Raw genomic sequence first — 15,631 nt, forward strand, 5'->3', positions numbered from 1 at the left:
GTAAAAAGGCTAATCTATATAGCGTCTCGAAATTGTTTCATTAGAGGACGAACCTTTTATCATGCGATATAATCTGGCCCTGATGGGCGACCAAACACCGTGGGTAAAGGACCAGACAATGAAACGAGTGGATGAAGTACTGGTGTCACTGCGCCGGATAATCCGCGCAACAGACATTCATTCGAAGCAGCTGAGCAAACACAGCGGGCTGACCTCGCCGCAGTTACTGATACTGATGGCGATCAGTAAGCTGGGCGACGTAACCATTGGCACTGTCGCCAAGGACGTCAACCTCAGCCAGGCCACGGTGACCACCATACTCGACCGGCTTGAAAAGCGGGATCTGGTGCGGCGGGTGCGCAGCGAGGTAGACCGTCGCCGCGTGCACGCGCAGTTGACCGAGGAAGGCAAAAAAGTGGTCGAAGACGCACCCAGCCCGTTGCAGGAGAGTTTCGTTGAGAAATTCGATCAGCTACCGGAATGGGAGCAGACGATGCTGCTGTCAAGCGTGCAAAAGCTGGCTGAACTGATGCAGGCATCCGATCTGGATGCGTCACCGGTGTTGTATGTCGGCGATGTAACGCATCACCTGTCAGGGTCGCATGGGCGCTAATGCGCCGTACCGCTACTGATCCGGATGGTTACTCCGGATCAGTAGCGGTACTCGTAAATTCTTCCCGTCGCAGGCCATACAGTAAGCCTTGCTCACCGTAATACCGGTCTGTCTCCTCGATAAAGCCCAGCCCCAGTCGTGCCATCACCCGCAGAGACGGCGTGTTATCTGGCGTCGCAATGGCCAGGATAGCCGGCAGCCGCAACTGCTGAAAACCGTACTGCAAAACCCTGCTGGCCGCCTCTGTCGCGGCGCCCTTACCCCAGTCCGGTTCCGCCAGGTGCCAGCCAATCTCAATGTGCTCTGAAAATGTGTCGTCTCCGAACGGCAGCGCCTTGAGCAGGATAATGCCTGCCAGTCGGCCGTTGTCTTTCCAGCGAAAGGCAAACGCCCCCGAGCCAGGCGTATGGACTTCCCAGCGCTTGGCACGATCGACATACAGCTGGGTTAACAAATCCAGACCCGGTGGTTCCTTCCAGCCGAGTGGCTCGCGAACAGCTGCTGACTGATACATCGCCTGATGTTCCAGCAAATCCGTTTCAGGGTTGTAAAGGTTTAACCGAAAGCGTTCAGTTTCCAGTGTCATAATAGTGTCCTATGCGCGACACAGCGCCATCGTGCCATAGCCGTGACGCTGCGTTCCATCCTGTGCATTTTTGTAAGGTAGGCTACCAATTGCGCAGCGCTGAACTACTTTCAACAATGAGGCTTCGGAACTGAACCGGGCTTCACCTGTGATGGGGGAATATCCCCTGTATGAGGGCGGTTGGGCTGGCTACTGCCGGGTTCCAAGCCGGTGGTACCCACCGCCCCACTTTTCACATCGGATTCCACACCCATTGCCCCAACCAATACCGCCGACCATGGCCAGCGAGACGCTCTGGCCAGGTTTAGAGGGGACGAACCGTTAACTGGTTGCTGCTTAGCCTGACCTGCAACCGCACACTCTCGTTAGCGGGTACCGGCAGGCTGATGCCGGCCTGATCGCTACGGTCCTGTTCCCAGTGGGAAAGGTCCAGCACAGCTTCAACGTCGTGACTGTTGCGATTGGTCACCACCAACTCCCATTGCTGACCACTCAGCGATTCTGTTCCCAGCGTGACCATATCGGACGATCCCAGCGACAGCGTTGTCTGGGTTTCCTGCTCCGGCTGATACTGGGTTTCCAGCAGCGCTACCTGCTGATCCCAGATCGCTATTTGAAGCGGTCCGGCAATGGTTGGCAGTGCGTCGTCTGAGGTAACTGTCATTTGCCACTGACCGGACTGGCTGCCTTGCTGGCGTGTTGACCAGTTGAAGCGATACTGATGATCAATGCGATCAAGAGCGACCTGGTCGACCGGAATCCAGGCATGGCTGTTGGCAGGCATACGGATGGGCTGAGCTGAGCTCAGAGTGGCCTGACCACTGCTGTCTCCGGCCTGCGGCCGCCCCACCTCGGTACGCTCGGACGATGCTGCCATAGCATCACGGGCCATCATCATGACCGGTTGCTGACTGCTTTGAGCATAGCTGTAGCCCGGTGCATCGAGATCGTAATCCGTGTCATTGTGGACCACCAATTGTTGCAACAGCACCGGGTTCTCGGCCTGATAATCAAGGCTATAGCGAACTTCAGCAGAGACTCGACCATCAAACCAGGCATAGTCCAGCTCGTTCAGGTGATCTTCTGGCTGGCGCACGCGCAATGACAGGCTTTCTTCCTGATTCTGACCCACTACCCAGCTCAGCCTGTCCCAGGCCGACTGTGGCAAGGAACGACGAACACCGGCTTGCGCCAGCACCAGTAACTCCGGGCCACTACTGACTACCGTCCAGGAGCCTGGCCAGTTGGTGACCTGAACCAGCGAACCCTCGCTGACCCAGGAAACCGAATCCGTCGATTGCCAGGACACTTGCAGATCCGGATCGGTCGCCGACCACCAAAAGGTACCGGATGATAACTGGTCAACCGGCAACGCCAGAGGCGTCTCGACCTGGCGCAGAGTTGCCGAGCGGGCCACCCAACTGCCATTGCCGGTCAGATAAAGCCAATCGGCCGTTACTGGCTCAAGTGCAGCCGCCCAGGGAGCGGCACTGAGCACGGCGGCACTGAGCAGCCCGGTTCGACAAATGTGTAACGGATCCATGATGATTCTCCCTGCAGTCCGGCATGGCCGGTGATCGATCACAGGCGCTGCCGGTAACCGGGCGCCTCTCTGGCGTCAGTGTAAAGCGCACTTTCGGGATTGTCTTCTTCCTTACAGGGATCATACGCCAGCGCCAAAAGACTGCGTTACCACCTGACAGCGCGACACCGTTGTGTTTACCTTAGCGGGTGTTTTCGAACGAGCACCTGGTTCACCGTGACCGACAGTCCGCTTTTCCATTATTCCCAGTTATTGATCAACCACCTGCCCCAGGGCCTGGATCTGGGCATCCATGCCCTGTTTCTGGCCGTGACGGCGCTGGCCTTCCTGTTTCATCGGGTGCATTGGTTTTTGCTGTTAGTCATCGGTTGGGTGTTGTTTGGACTGGCTCCGGGAGCGACCTCACAGGTACCGGCCTGGAGTTCTGCGATACTCTGGCTGGGCTGGCTCAGCGCCCAGTGGCGACCCGACCATGCGCTGCGACAACCGGCTATCTGGTTACCGGGCCTTGCTCTGATCATCGCCGCCGCGGCTCACAGCCTGCCTCTGCCGTCGGCCGTGTTCATGCACGGCCTTCCCGGGCTGACCCCGCTGGCGGGCGTTGGCTTACCGGGCATAACGCTGTGCCTGTCATTTCTGGCCTTGTTGTCCATCCTGTTTCGTTATTTTCTGGCACCCGGTGCGAGCTGGCCCTGGCAACTGGTTGGCTGGGCTCTTACCGTATGGCTCAGCCTGCAGCCAACGGGTGCTCCCCTGGTATGGGCGGGCTGGGTGGCTGCCCTGGGTGCTTTGTTAGTAACCGACGCCTACTCAGTCGCCTATCGCGATGCGTTGACCGGCATTCCCAATCGGCGAGCACTAACCCAGATGCAGCGAACCCTGGGGCGCCACTACGCAATCGCGATGGGCGATGTCGACCACTTCAAGTCATTTAACGACACCTGGGGCCACGAGACGGGCGATCAGGTACTGAAACTGGTAGCGCGGGTCTTGTCGCAGCATCGCCTGCCGGTCAAGGTGTTTCGTTACGGCGGGGAGGAATTCACTCTGGTGTTCAGAGGCATGACTGCCGAGCAGGCCACCCCGGTACTGGAGACCTTGCGCGAGCGCGTCGCAGGCTATCCGCTGACGGTACGCAAACCGGGGCGCCCTGCCTCCGGACGCAAGGGGAAACGTCAGCGCGGACAACCCAGCCCGGCCAAACAAGTCAACATCACCTTATCGTTCGGCGTGACCGATGCCACCAAAGGCGACGCCTCACCCGACGCTGCCCTGCAACGCGCGGACAAGGCCCTATACAAAGCCAAGCAGGCAGGGCGGAACTGTGTACGTTCGAATTAGAGTGGTAGCCAGATAGGGGTGGGCTTCAGGGCCCTTATTTTTTTGACGGGTAGGGTACATAGCCATCGTCGCCGGGAACCGGATCGAACTTATGGTTCTGCCAGCGTTGGCGGGCGTCATCAATCAAAGCGGAGTCGGTTGCCACAAAATTCCAGTCCATGCGGCGCGGGCCCAGAGGTTCGCCACCGAACACCACAAAGTGAGCCCCGGGCTCCCAACGGATCAGCAGTGTACCGCCGGTGACCAGCAAATGGTGTGTGTCCAGCCGTTGTTGACCGACACTGAGCTCACCTTTCAGCACGTACAGGCCCCACTGCCAGGTTTTCGATGGCTGTTCCATCTCGATCTGGCCAGCCTTCTGGCCGCGCGCGTCAAGCAATACCAGCGGGGAGTCCACTTCAGCCGGTGCCCGGTGTGTTTGCCATTCACCCGCCACCAGCGTCCAGTCAGCGCCGGCTTGCTGCCAGTGGGGCAGATCCTTGGCCGCAACATGTTCGAAGCGAGGGGTTCCTGATTCTGTGGATTCGGGCTGAGCAACCCAGAACTGCAACCCCTCTATCGGGCTATCGATCTGCCGTTCGGATTCCGGGCTGCGTTCAGAATGAGCAATACCATTGCCAGCCGTCATCCAGTTCAGGTCACCGGGTGCAATGGTCTGGTGACTGCCCAGTGAGTCTTTGTGCACCAGCTTGCCGGAAAACAACCAGGTTACCGTGGCCAGACCAATGTGTGGGTGGGGTGGTACGTCGACACCCTGGCCTGCAGGCAGCGTATGGGGGCCCATATGGTCGAGAAACACAAAAGGGCCGCACTGACGCGCAGCTGACTGGGGCAACACCCGGCGAATGGGCAGGCCCATCAGATCCTGTTCGCGCGGGCGTATAATGGTCGGATCAGTGGGGGTTGTCATGAAGCCTCATTAAAACAAAAGCCTGCAAGGCAATGGCGTCGTTTTCATCCAGTTTTTGCCACTGAAGACCAATGGTGCTGGTGCCCTTTTCTCCATCAAGGACGAAAGAGCGGACAATGCCTTGCAGCCGAATGACTTTTTCGACGGCCCCCAGGTCAAGCTTGGTGATCAGGGTGATTACTTCACCCGGGTCAATCGCCTGCACCCGGGCGCGCAAGCGACCACCATCGGTACTGAGGTCGATGATTTCAGCGTTGTTGCGCTCGCCCTGGAACACCAGAGTCGCATGGACACTGACTTTTGCGCGCACCGCTTTGCGCACTTCACCAAGGAACAGCTGATTCGGCATGGCCAGATGCAAATGCGCAAAAGGCGCTACCGACACATGAATGACGTGGGTTCGAAAGGCGCACGCACCGTTAATTTTATTGGCAAACAGCCGGACATTCAGGTTGGTGTCGAGTTTGACCGAGATCGGGTGACCGTGGGCCAGCGGCGTTGTCACGATTACGGATTTACCGGGCCGGTAACCAACCAGGATGCTGCGGTCGCGTTCTGTCGTGTAACCGTCGATTTCCAGTTGCAGCGGTTGGCCGGGCAACAATTGCAGAGATTCAAACGTCGCGGTCTTTGTTTCGGGTTTATCTGCCATGAGGGTTCAGAGTCCATATGCCTTGCCACAGAATAGACACTATTGGCTTCAACCTCTATAGCCGAACAACCCCAAAGGCGCATTCGCGCCCCCCTGTTGAACCTGAGCGACGCTCATGGCGTGTGCTTTACGGCATAGACCCAGTGCCCGGCATCTCACAAAAGGCAGCCCCGTGCCGGTGAAACGATGCACTGAGCAACGACTAACCAGGCCGGCGCACCAACAACAGCATCGCGGCCAGGGCAATGACCAGCAACATGCCACTGCCATAAGTCAGGCCTTCGACCATGGTCAGCCCGAGAATAAAGTCAGGGGAGTAGCCGCACATTGCCCAGACTTCAAAGACGTTCGGAAACCAGACATCGAGCGGCAACCAGCCTGGAAAGCCCGGATCGAACCCACATAAGCCCTCATAAGTACCTCGCTCGACCTGCATGGCCCGATAACTGCGTTCCATCAGGCCGGCAATGCTGATCACTACGCCCAACTGGGCCAGCAGACGTGCCCAGTAAAACCGATGCAAAATCAGCCCCAGGCTGCCTGCGATGATGCCACCCAGCGTCCACACCCGGGCATGAATGCATAAAACACAGGGCGGCTCGTCGAGCACATGCTGATAAAACAACGCAACGCCTTCCAGGCCCAGGCCCACCAGCACGATGGCCAGCCAATACCAGGGGGTGAGCAGCAAGCGGTGCAATTGATTCAACATCTCAGATCCTTATTCATCGAGCGCATTTGTTTCAATTCGATTCAACATGGTTACATTCTACCGACAAATCAGGCGCAAGCGGGAGTCTGCGGGGTTACGGTTTACCGGTCCATGACAGTTCAACCTGAATAGGGTAATGATCGCTGGGATAAATACCTTGATAAGCCTCATCAAACCGCTCAAGTGGCGCAACCGGTGTCAGCGCCGCATTGATCAGGATATGATCAATGGCAGGAATCAGGTTCCAGCCGCGGTTGTGATGAAACGTACTTCCGTCCGGTTTTAGCAGATCCAACCCCTGTTTTTTCAAAAACCCCATCGGCGACCAGAACGAGGGGGCGTTGAAATCTCCCAGTACCGTGGTTGGAACGCCGGCCTGTAGCCAGGGCTCAATGCGCTCGGCGACCAGTCGCGCTGATTTGCGCCGATTGCTGCCACTGCCATAGTCAAAATGATTGTTGACCACCACCAACCGCTTACCGCTGCCGCGATGCTCCAGATCTACCCAGGTGGTATAAGCCGGGTAAGAATCATTGAACGTACGGCTGTAGATGTCATCGGGGGTGTTCGAATAGAAAAACCAGCCCTGGTCGCGCAGTGCAAACTGATCGGTCCGGAAGATGATCGGCTGGGTGATCGGAAAGTCGGCGGCATCTCCGTAAGCACCCGCGCTGTATTGCGGGTAGTGCTCGAGCACCCAGTCGAGTTGGATGTTTTCCGGGTTGTAGTTCCCACCAACAAAGGTTTCCATTTCCTGGAAAGCGATGATGTCGGCCTGCATCTCGCCGACCACCTGACGCACGGCATCGCGCCGGTCTTCCCAGACAATGTCTTCCTGATTCGGCGTGGTGTAATGGATGTTAAAAGAGGCCACCCTCACGGTTTCGGCCTGTACCAGCAGGGCATAAGCCAATAACAGAACCAGGGCAAGGGTGGGCTTCAATAATGCTAGCGCCCACCGGTTCTCTTTAGCCTGAAACATCCGGGTCAAGCATCACCTATCGATACAGGGGTTTCATAAACTCAGGAACGGCCAGCGCTGCGCGATGGATGTCTGCATTATAGTAGCGGGTCGCGAATGGCTTGTCGGCGGCATCCTGTTCGCGGAAATCAGTGACAGTCAGGCCTTTGCTCGCCATGGTGCAACTCCACCAGCCGGAGGGATAAACAGGCTGGGGAAACGGCAGTGTATGGTGCGACTGAAAACCGGCGGCGCGAAGCTCACCAATCATTTCCGCAATCAGATTATCGGTATGAAACAGCGGGCTTTCACTCTGTTGCACCAGCAGACCGCCATCGCCCAAAGCACGTAAGCAGTGGCTGAAAAATTCCCGGTTGAACAAGCCCGCGGCCGGGCCAACCGGGTCGGTCGAATCGACGATGATCAGGTCCAGGTCGCCGGGCTGGCAGTTCTTGATCCAGGCGATGCCGTCTTCAAACAGCAACGACGCGCGCGGGTCATTATTGGCTTCACAAAGCTCCGGGAAATGAAGTTCCGACAATCGCGTCACCCGTTCATCAATTTCCACCTGCCAGGCTTGCTCAACCCCCGGGTGACGCAAAACTTCACGCAGCGTCCCGCAATCGCCACCGCCAATAATCAGCACTTTCTTCGGATTCGGGTGGGTAAACAACGCCGGGTGCGTCATCATCTCGTGATACAGGAAGTTGTCCTTGTCGGTCACCATATAGCAGCCGTCAAGCACCATCAGCTTGCCCCAGTGTCGGGTTTGATAGATTTCTATGTGCTGAAAGGCGCTTTGCTCTTCATGCAGTTTGGCGGTCACTTCCAGCGAAAAGGCCGAGCCTTCCGGTGACCAGACTTCGGTGAACCAGCTTTCGTTTTCGGGCATTACTGACATGAGTGTTCCTGATGATTATGGGCAACCCTAGGGTTGGTGAGAATAGATGATATTTCCTGGCTGTGCCGAGGCAAATTATTCAAGCTTCGGTGTTCGAGTGGGCTACAGTGCATTGAACCCACGCCGGTTACCAGCGGTGCTCATGAGGGGGCGCCATGAATACATCCATGTAAGCTTAACTTCAGCATCCATGCCTCAGATACCCCCTCATGAGCACCGCTGGCAACCGTCGCTAGCCTACGAAAAACCCTGAGTTCAGAGTTTGCGGCCAATTAAGTGTCAAGTGCCGGGTATACCTAATTAGCTTTGTACTCGCTCGATTCGACCCACCGGTTTAAGACTGTGCAAACGACGAATCACCCGGGCCAGATGCTGGCGGCTGGCTACCGAAACGGTCAGGTTGAGGCGACTGATGGTGGCGTCCCGCTCCTGCATTTCGATGCTCTCGATGTTGGCATCCGCCTGGGAGACTGCGTTGGCGACACTGGCCAGAACGCCGCGGGCGTTGCGCATCTCGACTCGCAGGTCGACCACGAATTCACCTTCCATCGATTTTTCCCAGCGCAAGTGCACACAACGATCCGGATCTTTGCGTATCTCTACGATATTGCGGCAACTGTCGACATGAATCACCATGCCCTTGCCCTTGCTGATCACGCCCACAATCGGGTCGCCGGGAATCGGCCGGCAACATTTGCCGTAGCTGATCATCAGGCCTTCGGTGCCTTTAACGGTCATTGCCTTGTCGTGCGTTACGCTGCCTTCTGGAGGAGCCTCACGACTCAGCATCCGTCGCGCGACCACATAAGCTACCCGATTGCCCAACCCGATGTCCTCGAGCAGGCTGTCCATTTTGTCGAGGCCGTATTCATGCAACAGCGTCGACTGAGTCTCCTCGGATAATGCCTCAAGTTCGGTCTCGAAATTCTTCAAGGCGTTGTTCAGCAACTTGCGCCCCAGTGCAATGGAGTCCACCTGCTTCAGGTTCTTCAGGAAATGCCGGATGTTGGAGCGAGCTTTGGCGGTGATCACAAAGTTGACCCAGGCCGGGTTGGGCCGGGCACCGGGGGCAGTAATCACCTTAATGGTGTCGCCGCTTTCAAGCGGCTGGCTCAATGGGGCGATCTGACGGTTGATCAGACAACCCACACAGCTGTTGCCGATGTCGGTGTGAACGGCATAGGCAAAATCGACCGCCGTCGCACCCTTGGGCATTTCCAGAATTTTGCCCTTGGGGGTAAAGACATAAATCTCGTCCGGAAACAGGTCGATTTTAACGTTTTCGATGAACTCGACCGGGTTCCCCGCCCGCTCCTGCATTTCCAGCAAGCCCTTCACCCAGCGCCGGGCCCGGGCATGCGTCGGGCTCGATTCAGACGAATCGTCGTTCTTGTACAGCCAATGTGCGGCGATGCCGTGGTTGGCCATGTCTTCCATTTCCTGGGTGCGGATCTGAATCTCAATGGGCACGCCGTTCATGCCAATCAGGGTGGTGTGCAGGCTCTGATAGCCGTTGGCTTTGGGAATGGCGATGTAGTCTTTAAAGCGATTCGGCACAGGCTTGTAGAAGTTATGCACAATGCCGAGCACCCGGTAGCAGGCATCAACTGAGTTGGTAACGATGCGAAACCCGTACACATCGAGAATTTCCTGCAGCGTCTTCCTCTGGTCACGCATCTTGCTGTAAATGGAAAACAGGTGTTTTTCCCGGCCGACCACCTGCACTGACAGACTTTCATGCTCAATCCGTTCCTGCAGGGCTTGTCGGATCTGAACCAGCAGTTCCTTGCGATGCCCGCGGGATTGCTTGATGGCTTTGGCGATGCGTTTCGAACGCAGCGGGTACAGGGATTCAAACGCCAGGTTCTCCAACTCGATGCGCAGGTCGTTAATGCCCAGGCGCAAGGCAATAGGGGCGTAGATATCGAGCGTTTCGCGGGCCTTGCGGCGTTTCTTTTCTGGCGGCATGGCCCCCAGAGTGCGCATGTTGTGCAGCCGGTCGGCCAGTTTGACCAGGATGACGCGGATGTCCTTGGACATCGCCAGCACCATTTTCTGGAAGTTTTCGGCCTGCTCTTCCTTCTTGGTCTCGAACTCCAGGTGGGTCAGCTTGGACACACCGTCCACCAGCTCGGCGACGCCAGGGCCGAACTGCTCGCTGAGCGCATCTTTGGTCACCGCCGTATCCTCGATCACATCGTGCAGCATGGCGGCCATCAGGCTTTGATGATCCATGTGCATTTCAGAGAGGATGTTGGCTACCGCCAGCGGGTGGGTAATGTAGCGCTCACCACTGCGCCGCATCTGCCCCTCATGGGCTTGCTCGGCGTAATAATAAGCACGTTTCACCCGGCGCACCTTTTCCGGTGCGAGGTAAGATTCGAGCCGCTTGGTCAGCGCATCGACGGTGGGCAAGGCAGGATCGTCCAATAACAGTGATAGAGGCACAGTTTTAGCGGCCTCCGCTTCATTGAGTGTAATGAAAGCACGAAACACAGCAATAAAAAACCGGGTCAGAGCCCGGTTTTTTTGGGTCGACTTGAAAAGCCGACTGTTTTTTCATCGATCAGGGGTCGAACTTACTCTTCCAGTTCGTCCAGGATCGACGGTGTAATCTTTTTCCCGGCGATTTCACGCAGGGCAATGACCGTTGGTTTGTCATTTTCGATCGGTACCAGAGGCTCAGCGCCATCGTTGGCAATCTGGCGGGCACGCTTGCTGGCGACCATGATCAGTTCAAAACGATTTGCCACGTTTTCCAGGCAATCTTCAACAGTGACTCGAGCCATCAAGGTCTCCTACGGGTGATATAGCCATTACGGACGCGGGATTGTACGCCGATTAAGCAAAAGCTCAAGGGGCGGCAACCGGTTAACCACTGATCACTCAGGGATTGAGCAACTCAATAAACAACGCACCGTGCGTCAGTTGCTGTTTCGACAGCGCCATTCGGTTGGCAATGAAGATGGCGCAGAGTTCATCGAGCGATTTGTAGAAGTCATCATTGACCACCACAAAGTCGTATTCGTGATAGTGCGACATCTCGCTGGTGGCATCGCGCATGCGCCGGGCGATCACATCGGCGCTGTCCTGGGCACGCTTTTCCAACCGTTCCTGCAAGGCATCACGCGACGGTGGCAGAATGAAAATGCCCTTGGTATCGGGCATCTGCCGGCGAATCTGCTGGGCGCCCTGCCAGTCGATTTCCAGAATCACATCGTGGCCCAGATCCAACTGGCTCTGCACCCAGACCTGGCTGGTGCCGTAATAGTTGTCGAACACCTGGGCATGTTCCAGGAATTCACTGCGCTCAACGCTCGCCAAAAACGTCTCCGCCGACACGAAATGATAATGCTGCCCGTCTTCCTCACCCGGCCGCATCGGCCGTGTTGTGTGGGAAATCGACAGGTAGACAAATGGTAGACGTTTGATCAGCGCATTCACCAGGCTGCTCTTGCCGGCACCGGAAGGCGCCGAAATCATGTACAGAGTGCCAGGAGCGACGGTGCGTTTGCCTTTGGAGGCTTCAGAGGCCTGAGAGGAGCTGGGAACGTTCATCTATGACATGCCTTATAGGTGGGGGCCGACTTCAGGCCGTGGATTATAAGCCGTTTTAGTAAGCGGGGCGAACCCGGTTCTCTGGCATAAGAAGTAGACCGTGGTAGGCTGTTAAACAGCACGACCCATTGAAAGCAAGCCGGTAAGCTGTGGTGCAAAGCTTCCCCTGACATGTCAGAGACGGGCAGGGTGCATAAAGGAGAGGTATGTGAGTGCAGTAACAACGCCAGAGTCACCCAATTTTGGCTTTCTCAAGGAACATGACCCTCTATTCGCCGAACTTGGACAGGCGGCGGAAAATGCCTTCTCCAGTGACCCGAACACCTCTCTCATCAAGCTGCGACAGCTTGGCGAAGCCCTGGCCCAGCACCTGGCCGCTCAGTCCGGCCTCGAATTTGACGAACAGACCTCCCAATCCGACCTACTCTACCGCTTGAATCGCGAGCTGCGGCTTGAACCTCAGGTCAAAGAGCTGTTCCACACGCTGCGCATCGAGGGCAATAAAGCGACCCACCAGTTTCGCACCCGGCACAAAGAGGCAATGGACGGGTTGAAACTCGGGCGGGAGCTGGCCATCTGGTTTCATCGTTCCTTTGGCAAAGCGGGCACCAATTTCAAGCCAGGTCCTTTTGTCGCACCGGCCGATCCCAGCACCGAGCTGAGACAACTCCACAACGATATCGAGAAGTTGCGCCACGAACTGCAGCAGGCCAACACCGAGCTGGACAGCAGCCAGCAACTGAGCGAACTGGTCGCGCGGGAAAAGGACGAATTCGAAGCCCTGGCGCACGCCATGGATGAAGAGTCCCGGGCGCTGGCGGAACAAGCCCGCACCCATGAGCAGGCCCTCTCACAACAGCAAAGCCTGTATGAGCAAAAGATCAAAGCGTTACAAACGCAACTGAACAGCCAGGGCGAATCAACGGTAAAAGAACACCAGCAAAAGGTCGCCCAGCAAACCAAAGCGGCCAGCGATACCCTGGTATTGAACGAAGAACTCACCCGCTTACTGATCGACCAGCAACTCGTCGAAGCCGGCTGGGAGGCCGACAGCCAGGAACTCACTTACCAAAAGGGTGCACGCCCCGAAAAAGGCACCTACCGGGCCATCGCCGAATGGCCTACCGAAAGCCAGGGTAAAAAAGGCCGCGCCGATTACATGCTGTTCGCCGGGCTCGTGCCCATCGCCGTAGTCGAAGCCAAGAAAGAAAACGCCAATGTTGCCGGTAAAATCGACCAGGCGGAGCGGTACAGCAAAGGCATGAAGGTAACGCCGCCACTGCTGGGTGCCTGGGAATTGACGGGCCGAACCATCGCCTGGCCTGCCGAAGAAGAGGGCCATTTCACCGTACCCTTTGTGTATTCCTGTAACGGTCGGCCTTTTGTTCCTCAGCTTAAAGAGCAATCCGGCACCTGGTTCCGGGATGTGCGGAACCCCAGCAATACCCGCCGCGCATTGCACCACTTCCATACGCCCGGCGGATTACTCGATTTGCTGGAACGCGACAAGGAAAATGCCGAAAAACTGCTCAAACAGGAGCCTTTCGGCTACCTGAAACTGCGCGATTACCAGCAAAATGCCATTATCGCCACCGAAAACGCGCTGTCTCACGGCAGTCGGTCCGCCCTGCTGGCTATGGCCACCGGGACCGGTAAAACCCACACCATCATCGGCCTGATGTATCGCTTTCTGAAAGCCGAGCGCTTTCGACGCATTCTGTTTCTGGTCGACCGCACGGCCCTTGGTCAGCAAGCCATCGATGCATTTAACGAGGCCCCACTTGAACAGAGCCACACCCTGAGCACCATTTACAACGTTGCTGAGCTTGGCGACATGGCCGCCGAAGCGGAAACCCGGGTGCAGGTCGCCACGGTTCAGGCCATGGTAAAACGCATCTTCATGAGCGATGCACCGCCGCCGATCGACCAGTTCGACTGCATCATCATCGACGAAGCCCACCGGGGCTACACCCTCGACCAGGACATGACCGAGGGCGAGCTCGCCACGCGCGATACCAGCCAGTACATCTCCAGCTACCGGCGCGTGCTCGATTATTTCGACGCCGTCAAAATCGGCCTGACCGCCACCCCGGCCAAACACACCAGCGATATCTTCGGCAAACCGGTGTACACCTACTCCTACCGCGAAGCCGTGGCCGACGACTGGCTGATCGACCACGAACCACCGATCCGCTATGAAACCCTGCTCACTCAGAACGGCATTCAGTTCGAGAAGGGCAAGCCCGTTGAGGTAATCAACACCCAAACACGCGAGATCGATACCACCGAGCTCGAAGACGAACTGACCTTCGAGGTCGATACCTTCAACCGCAAAGTCATCAACGCGAATTTCAACCGGGTGATTTGCGAACAACTGGTGCAGGAACTGGACCCGTTCGGCGACGAAAAGACCCTGATCTTCTGCGCCACCGACCTGCACGCCGACATGGTCAAAACCGAGCTTGATACCGCCTTCAAAGCCCTCTACAACGGCAGCTATAACCAAGCCGCTGTCGCCAAGATCACCGGCCAGAGCGACAAGGTGAACCAGCTGATTCGCCGCTACAAGAACGAGCGTTACCCCAGCATCGCCATCACGGTCGACCTGCTCACCACCGGCATCGACGTGCCGCCCATCTGCCACCTGGTGTTCATGCGCCGCATCCGTTCGCGCATTCTGTACGAGCAAATGATCGGCCGCGCCACCCGCCGCTGCGATAAAATCGGCAAGACCGTCTTCCGCATCTACGACCCGGTCGACATCTATGCCGCCCTACAAGACGTGAACACCATGAAACCCCTGGTGAAAGACCCGAACATCACCCTGGAACAACTGGTGAACGAACTCACTGACGACGCCCAGCTTGAAGCAGCCCTAAACAGCCCGGGCGAACAAGGCGACGAAAGCCAGGCCGATGTCGTGCTCAGCCAGCTCAGCCAGAAACTCATGCGCGTACTGCGCAAGGCCGACAACAAAGCCGAATCGAAACCCGCGCTCCGGCAAAAGCTCGACGACCTGCACGAGCTCTGGGGCGTTGAACCCAAGTCGCTGCACCAGCACCTTCACCAACTGGGTCCGCGCCAGGCTTCCGAGTTCATTCGCGAGCACAGTGGCCTGCTGAACCAGTTGGAAGACGTTAAAGCCCTGGCTGGCAGCGACTACATGCCGCTGATCTCCCAGCACGACGACGAAATACGGGATCGAACCCAGAGCTACGGCGAACACCAACGCCCGGAAGACTACCTCGACAGCTTTAACCAGTTCATCCGGGACCAGCTCAACCAATCCGCTGCCTTGTCAGTCGTCGTCAACAAGCCCCGTGACCTCACGCGGGAGCAGCTGAAGGAAATTCGGCTCCTGCTCGACAACAACGGCTATTCGGAAGCGAACCTGCAAAGCGCCGTGCGCAACCAGACCAACAAAGACATCGCCGCCAGCATTGTCGGCCACATTCGCCGCGCCGCCCTGGGTGAAGCCCTGAAACCCTTCGAACAGCGTGTAGCCGAAGCAATGGACCGCATTTACACCCAGCACAGCTGGACCCCCAACCAGCTCAAATGGCTGCAACGGCTGGCCCAGCAACTGGTGCACGAAGTCATCATCGACCGGGCTTTCGTCAACCACCGCTTTGCCGACGACGGCGGCGCGAAACAAATGGATAAGGTGCTGGGTGAGCAGTTGGATACCGTGCTGGAGGAAGTGAATGAGGCACTGTGGCCAAATGCAGGGTAATCATGACATGTATAGAAAATGCGAAAATCTATACATGTTGATGTACACATACCTGAAAATCGTGATTTTCTATACAGGTTTCCTTCGCAGCATTGGCTTGATTAACGCCCTTAGGGTCGCT

13 protein-coding genes are annotated in these 15,631 nt (G+C 57.0%); 3 read left to right on the forward strand and 10 right to left on the reverse strand.

From position 1 onward, the window contains the following. Positions 1 to 61: 61 nt before the first annotated feature. Complete coding sequence (locus G565_RS0106875) at positions 62 to 613, forward strand: MarR family winged helix-turn-helix transcriptional regulator (RefSeq protein ID WP_245584146.1); 552 nt, start codon at positions 62 to 64, stop codon at positions 611 to 613. 28 nt (positions 614 to 641) lie between these two features. On the opposite strand, the gene G565_RS23310 is transcribed toward G565_RS0106875, so the two are convergent. After that, on the reverse strand, positions 642 to 1,199 hold the full coding sequence (locus tag G565_RS23310; RefSeq protein ID WP_051207519.1) for a GNAT family N-acetyltransferase: 558 nt from the start codon (positions 1,197 to 1,199) through the stop codon (positions 642 to 644). A gap of 304 nt (positions 1,200 to 1,503) precedes the next feature. Beyond that, positions 1,504 to 2,742, reverse strand: a complete 1,239-nt coding sequence (locus tag G565_RS0106885; RefSeq protein ID WP_028670266.1) for a hypothetical protein — start codon at positions 2,740 to 2,742, stop codon at positions 1,504 to 1,506. A gap of 216 nt (positions 2,743 to 2,958) precedes the next feature. On the opposite strand from G565_RS0106885, the gene G565_RS25890 reads away from it, so the two are divergent. After that, positions 2,959 to 4,083: a GGDEF domain-containing protein gene (locus tag G565_RS25890; RefSeq protein WP_051207521.1), complete on the forward strand. Its 1,125-nt coding sequence runs from the start codon at positions 2,959 to 2,961 to the stop codon at positions 4,081 to 4,083. A 34-nt stretch (positions 4,084 to 4,117) separates the two neighbouring features. Here the strand turns inward: G565_RS25890 and G565_RS0106895 are convergent, their stop codons facing one another. The 8 genes from G565_RS0106895 to gmk form a co-directional block, all read right to left on the reverse strand. Then, positions 4,118 to 4,993 (reverse strand): pirin family protein, encoded by an 876-nt coding sequence (locus G565_RS0106895; protein WP_028670267.1) that lies wholly within the window; start codon positions 4,991 to 4,993, stop codon positions 4,118 to 4,120. Beyond that, positions 4,977 to 5,645, reverse strand: a complete 669-nt coding sequence (locus tag G565_RS25895; RefSeq protein ID WP_051207525.1) for a flagellar brake protein — start codon at positions 5,643 to 5,645, stop codon at positions 4,977 to 4,979. Before G565_RS25895 ends, G565_RS0106895 begins: the two co-directional genes overlap by 17 nt. Before the next feature lie 202 nt (positions 5,646 to 5,847). After that, complete coding sequence (locus tag G565_RS0106905) at positions 5,848 to 6,357, reverse strand: disulfide bond formation protein B (protein ID WP_028670268.1); 510 nt, start codon at positions 6,355 to 6,357, stop codon at positions 5,848 to 5,850. Positions 6,358 to 6,451: 94 nt separating this feature from the next. Beyond that, positions 6,452 to 7,300: an endonuclease/exonuclease/phosphatase family protein gene (locus tag G565_RS23325; protein ID WP_169579621.1), complete on the reverse strand. Its 849-nt coding sequence runs from the start codon at positions 7,298 to 7,300 to the stop codon at positions 6,452 to 6,454. 55 nt (positions 7,301 to 7,355) lie between these two features. Further along, positions 7,356 to 8,219, reverse strand: coding sequence for a polyamine aminopropyltransferase (gene speE / locus G565_RS0106915; protein ID WP_211227137.1), 864 nt, complete (start codon positions 8,217 to 8,219; stop codon positions 7,356 to 7,358). 300 nt (positions 8,220 to 8,519) lie between these two features. Beyond that, positions 8,520 to 10,634 carry a bifunctional GTP diphosphokinase/guanosine-3',5'-bis pyrophosphate 3'-pyrophosphohydrolase gene (gene spoT / locus G565_RS0106920; protein ID WP_028670270.1) on the reverse strand — a complete coding sequence of 705 codons (2,115 nt, stop codon included), beginning with the start codon at positions 10,632 to 10,634 and terminating at the stop codon, positions 8,520 to 8,522. Positions 10,635 to 10,798: 164 nt separating this feature from the next. After that, entirely contained in the window at positions 10,799 to 11,008 is a 210-nt protein-coding gene (rpoZ, locus tag G565_RS0106925) for a DNA-directed RNA polymerase subunit omega (protein WP_028670271.1), read from the reverse strand. A 97-nt stretch (positions 11,009 to 11,105) separates the two neighbouring features. Further along, on the reverse strand, positions 11,106 to 11,777 hold the full coding sequence (gene gmk / locus G565_RS0106930; RefSeq protein ID WP_084649263.1) for a guanylate kinase: 672 nt from the start codon (positions 11,775 to 11,777) through the stop codon (positions 11,106 to 11,108). Positions 11,778 to 11,985: 208 nt separating this feature from the next. Between gmk and hsdR the strand changes: the two genes are divergently transcribed. Continuing rightward, a complete protein-coding gene (gene hsdR / locus G565_RS0106935; RefSeq protein WP_028670273.1) occupies positions 11,986 to 15,510 on the forward strand; it encodes a type I restriction-modification system endonuclease in 3,525 nt (1,174 codons plus the stop codon). Positions 15,511 to 15,631 lie beyond the last annotated feature (121 nt).

This window comes from Saccharospirillum impatiens DSM 12546 (genome assembly GCF_000423605.1).
In the GTDB taxonomy this organism is placed as follows: domain Bacteria; phylum Pseudomonadota; class Gammaproteobacteria; order Pseudomonadales; family Natronospirillaceae; genus Saccharospirillum; species Saccharospirillum impatiens.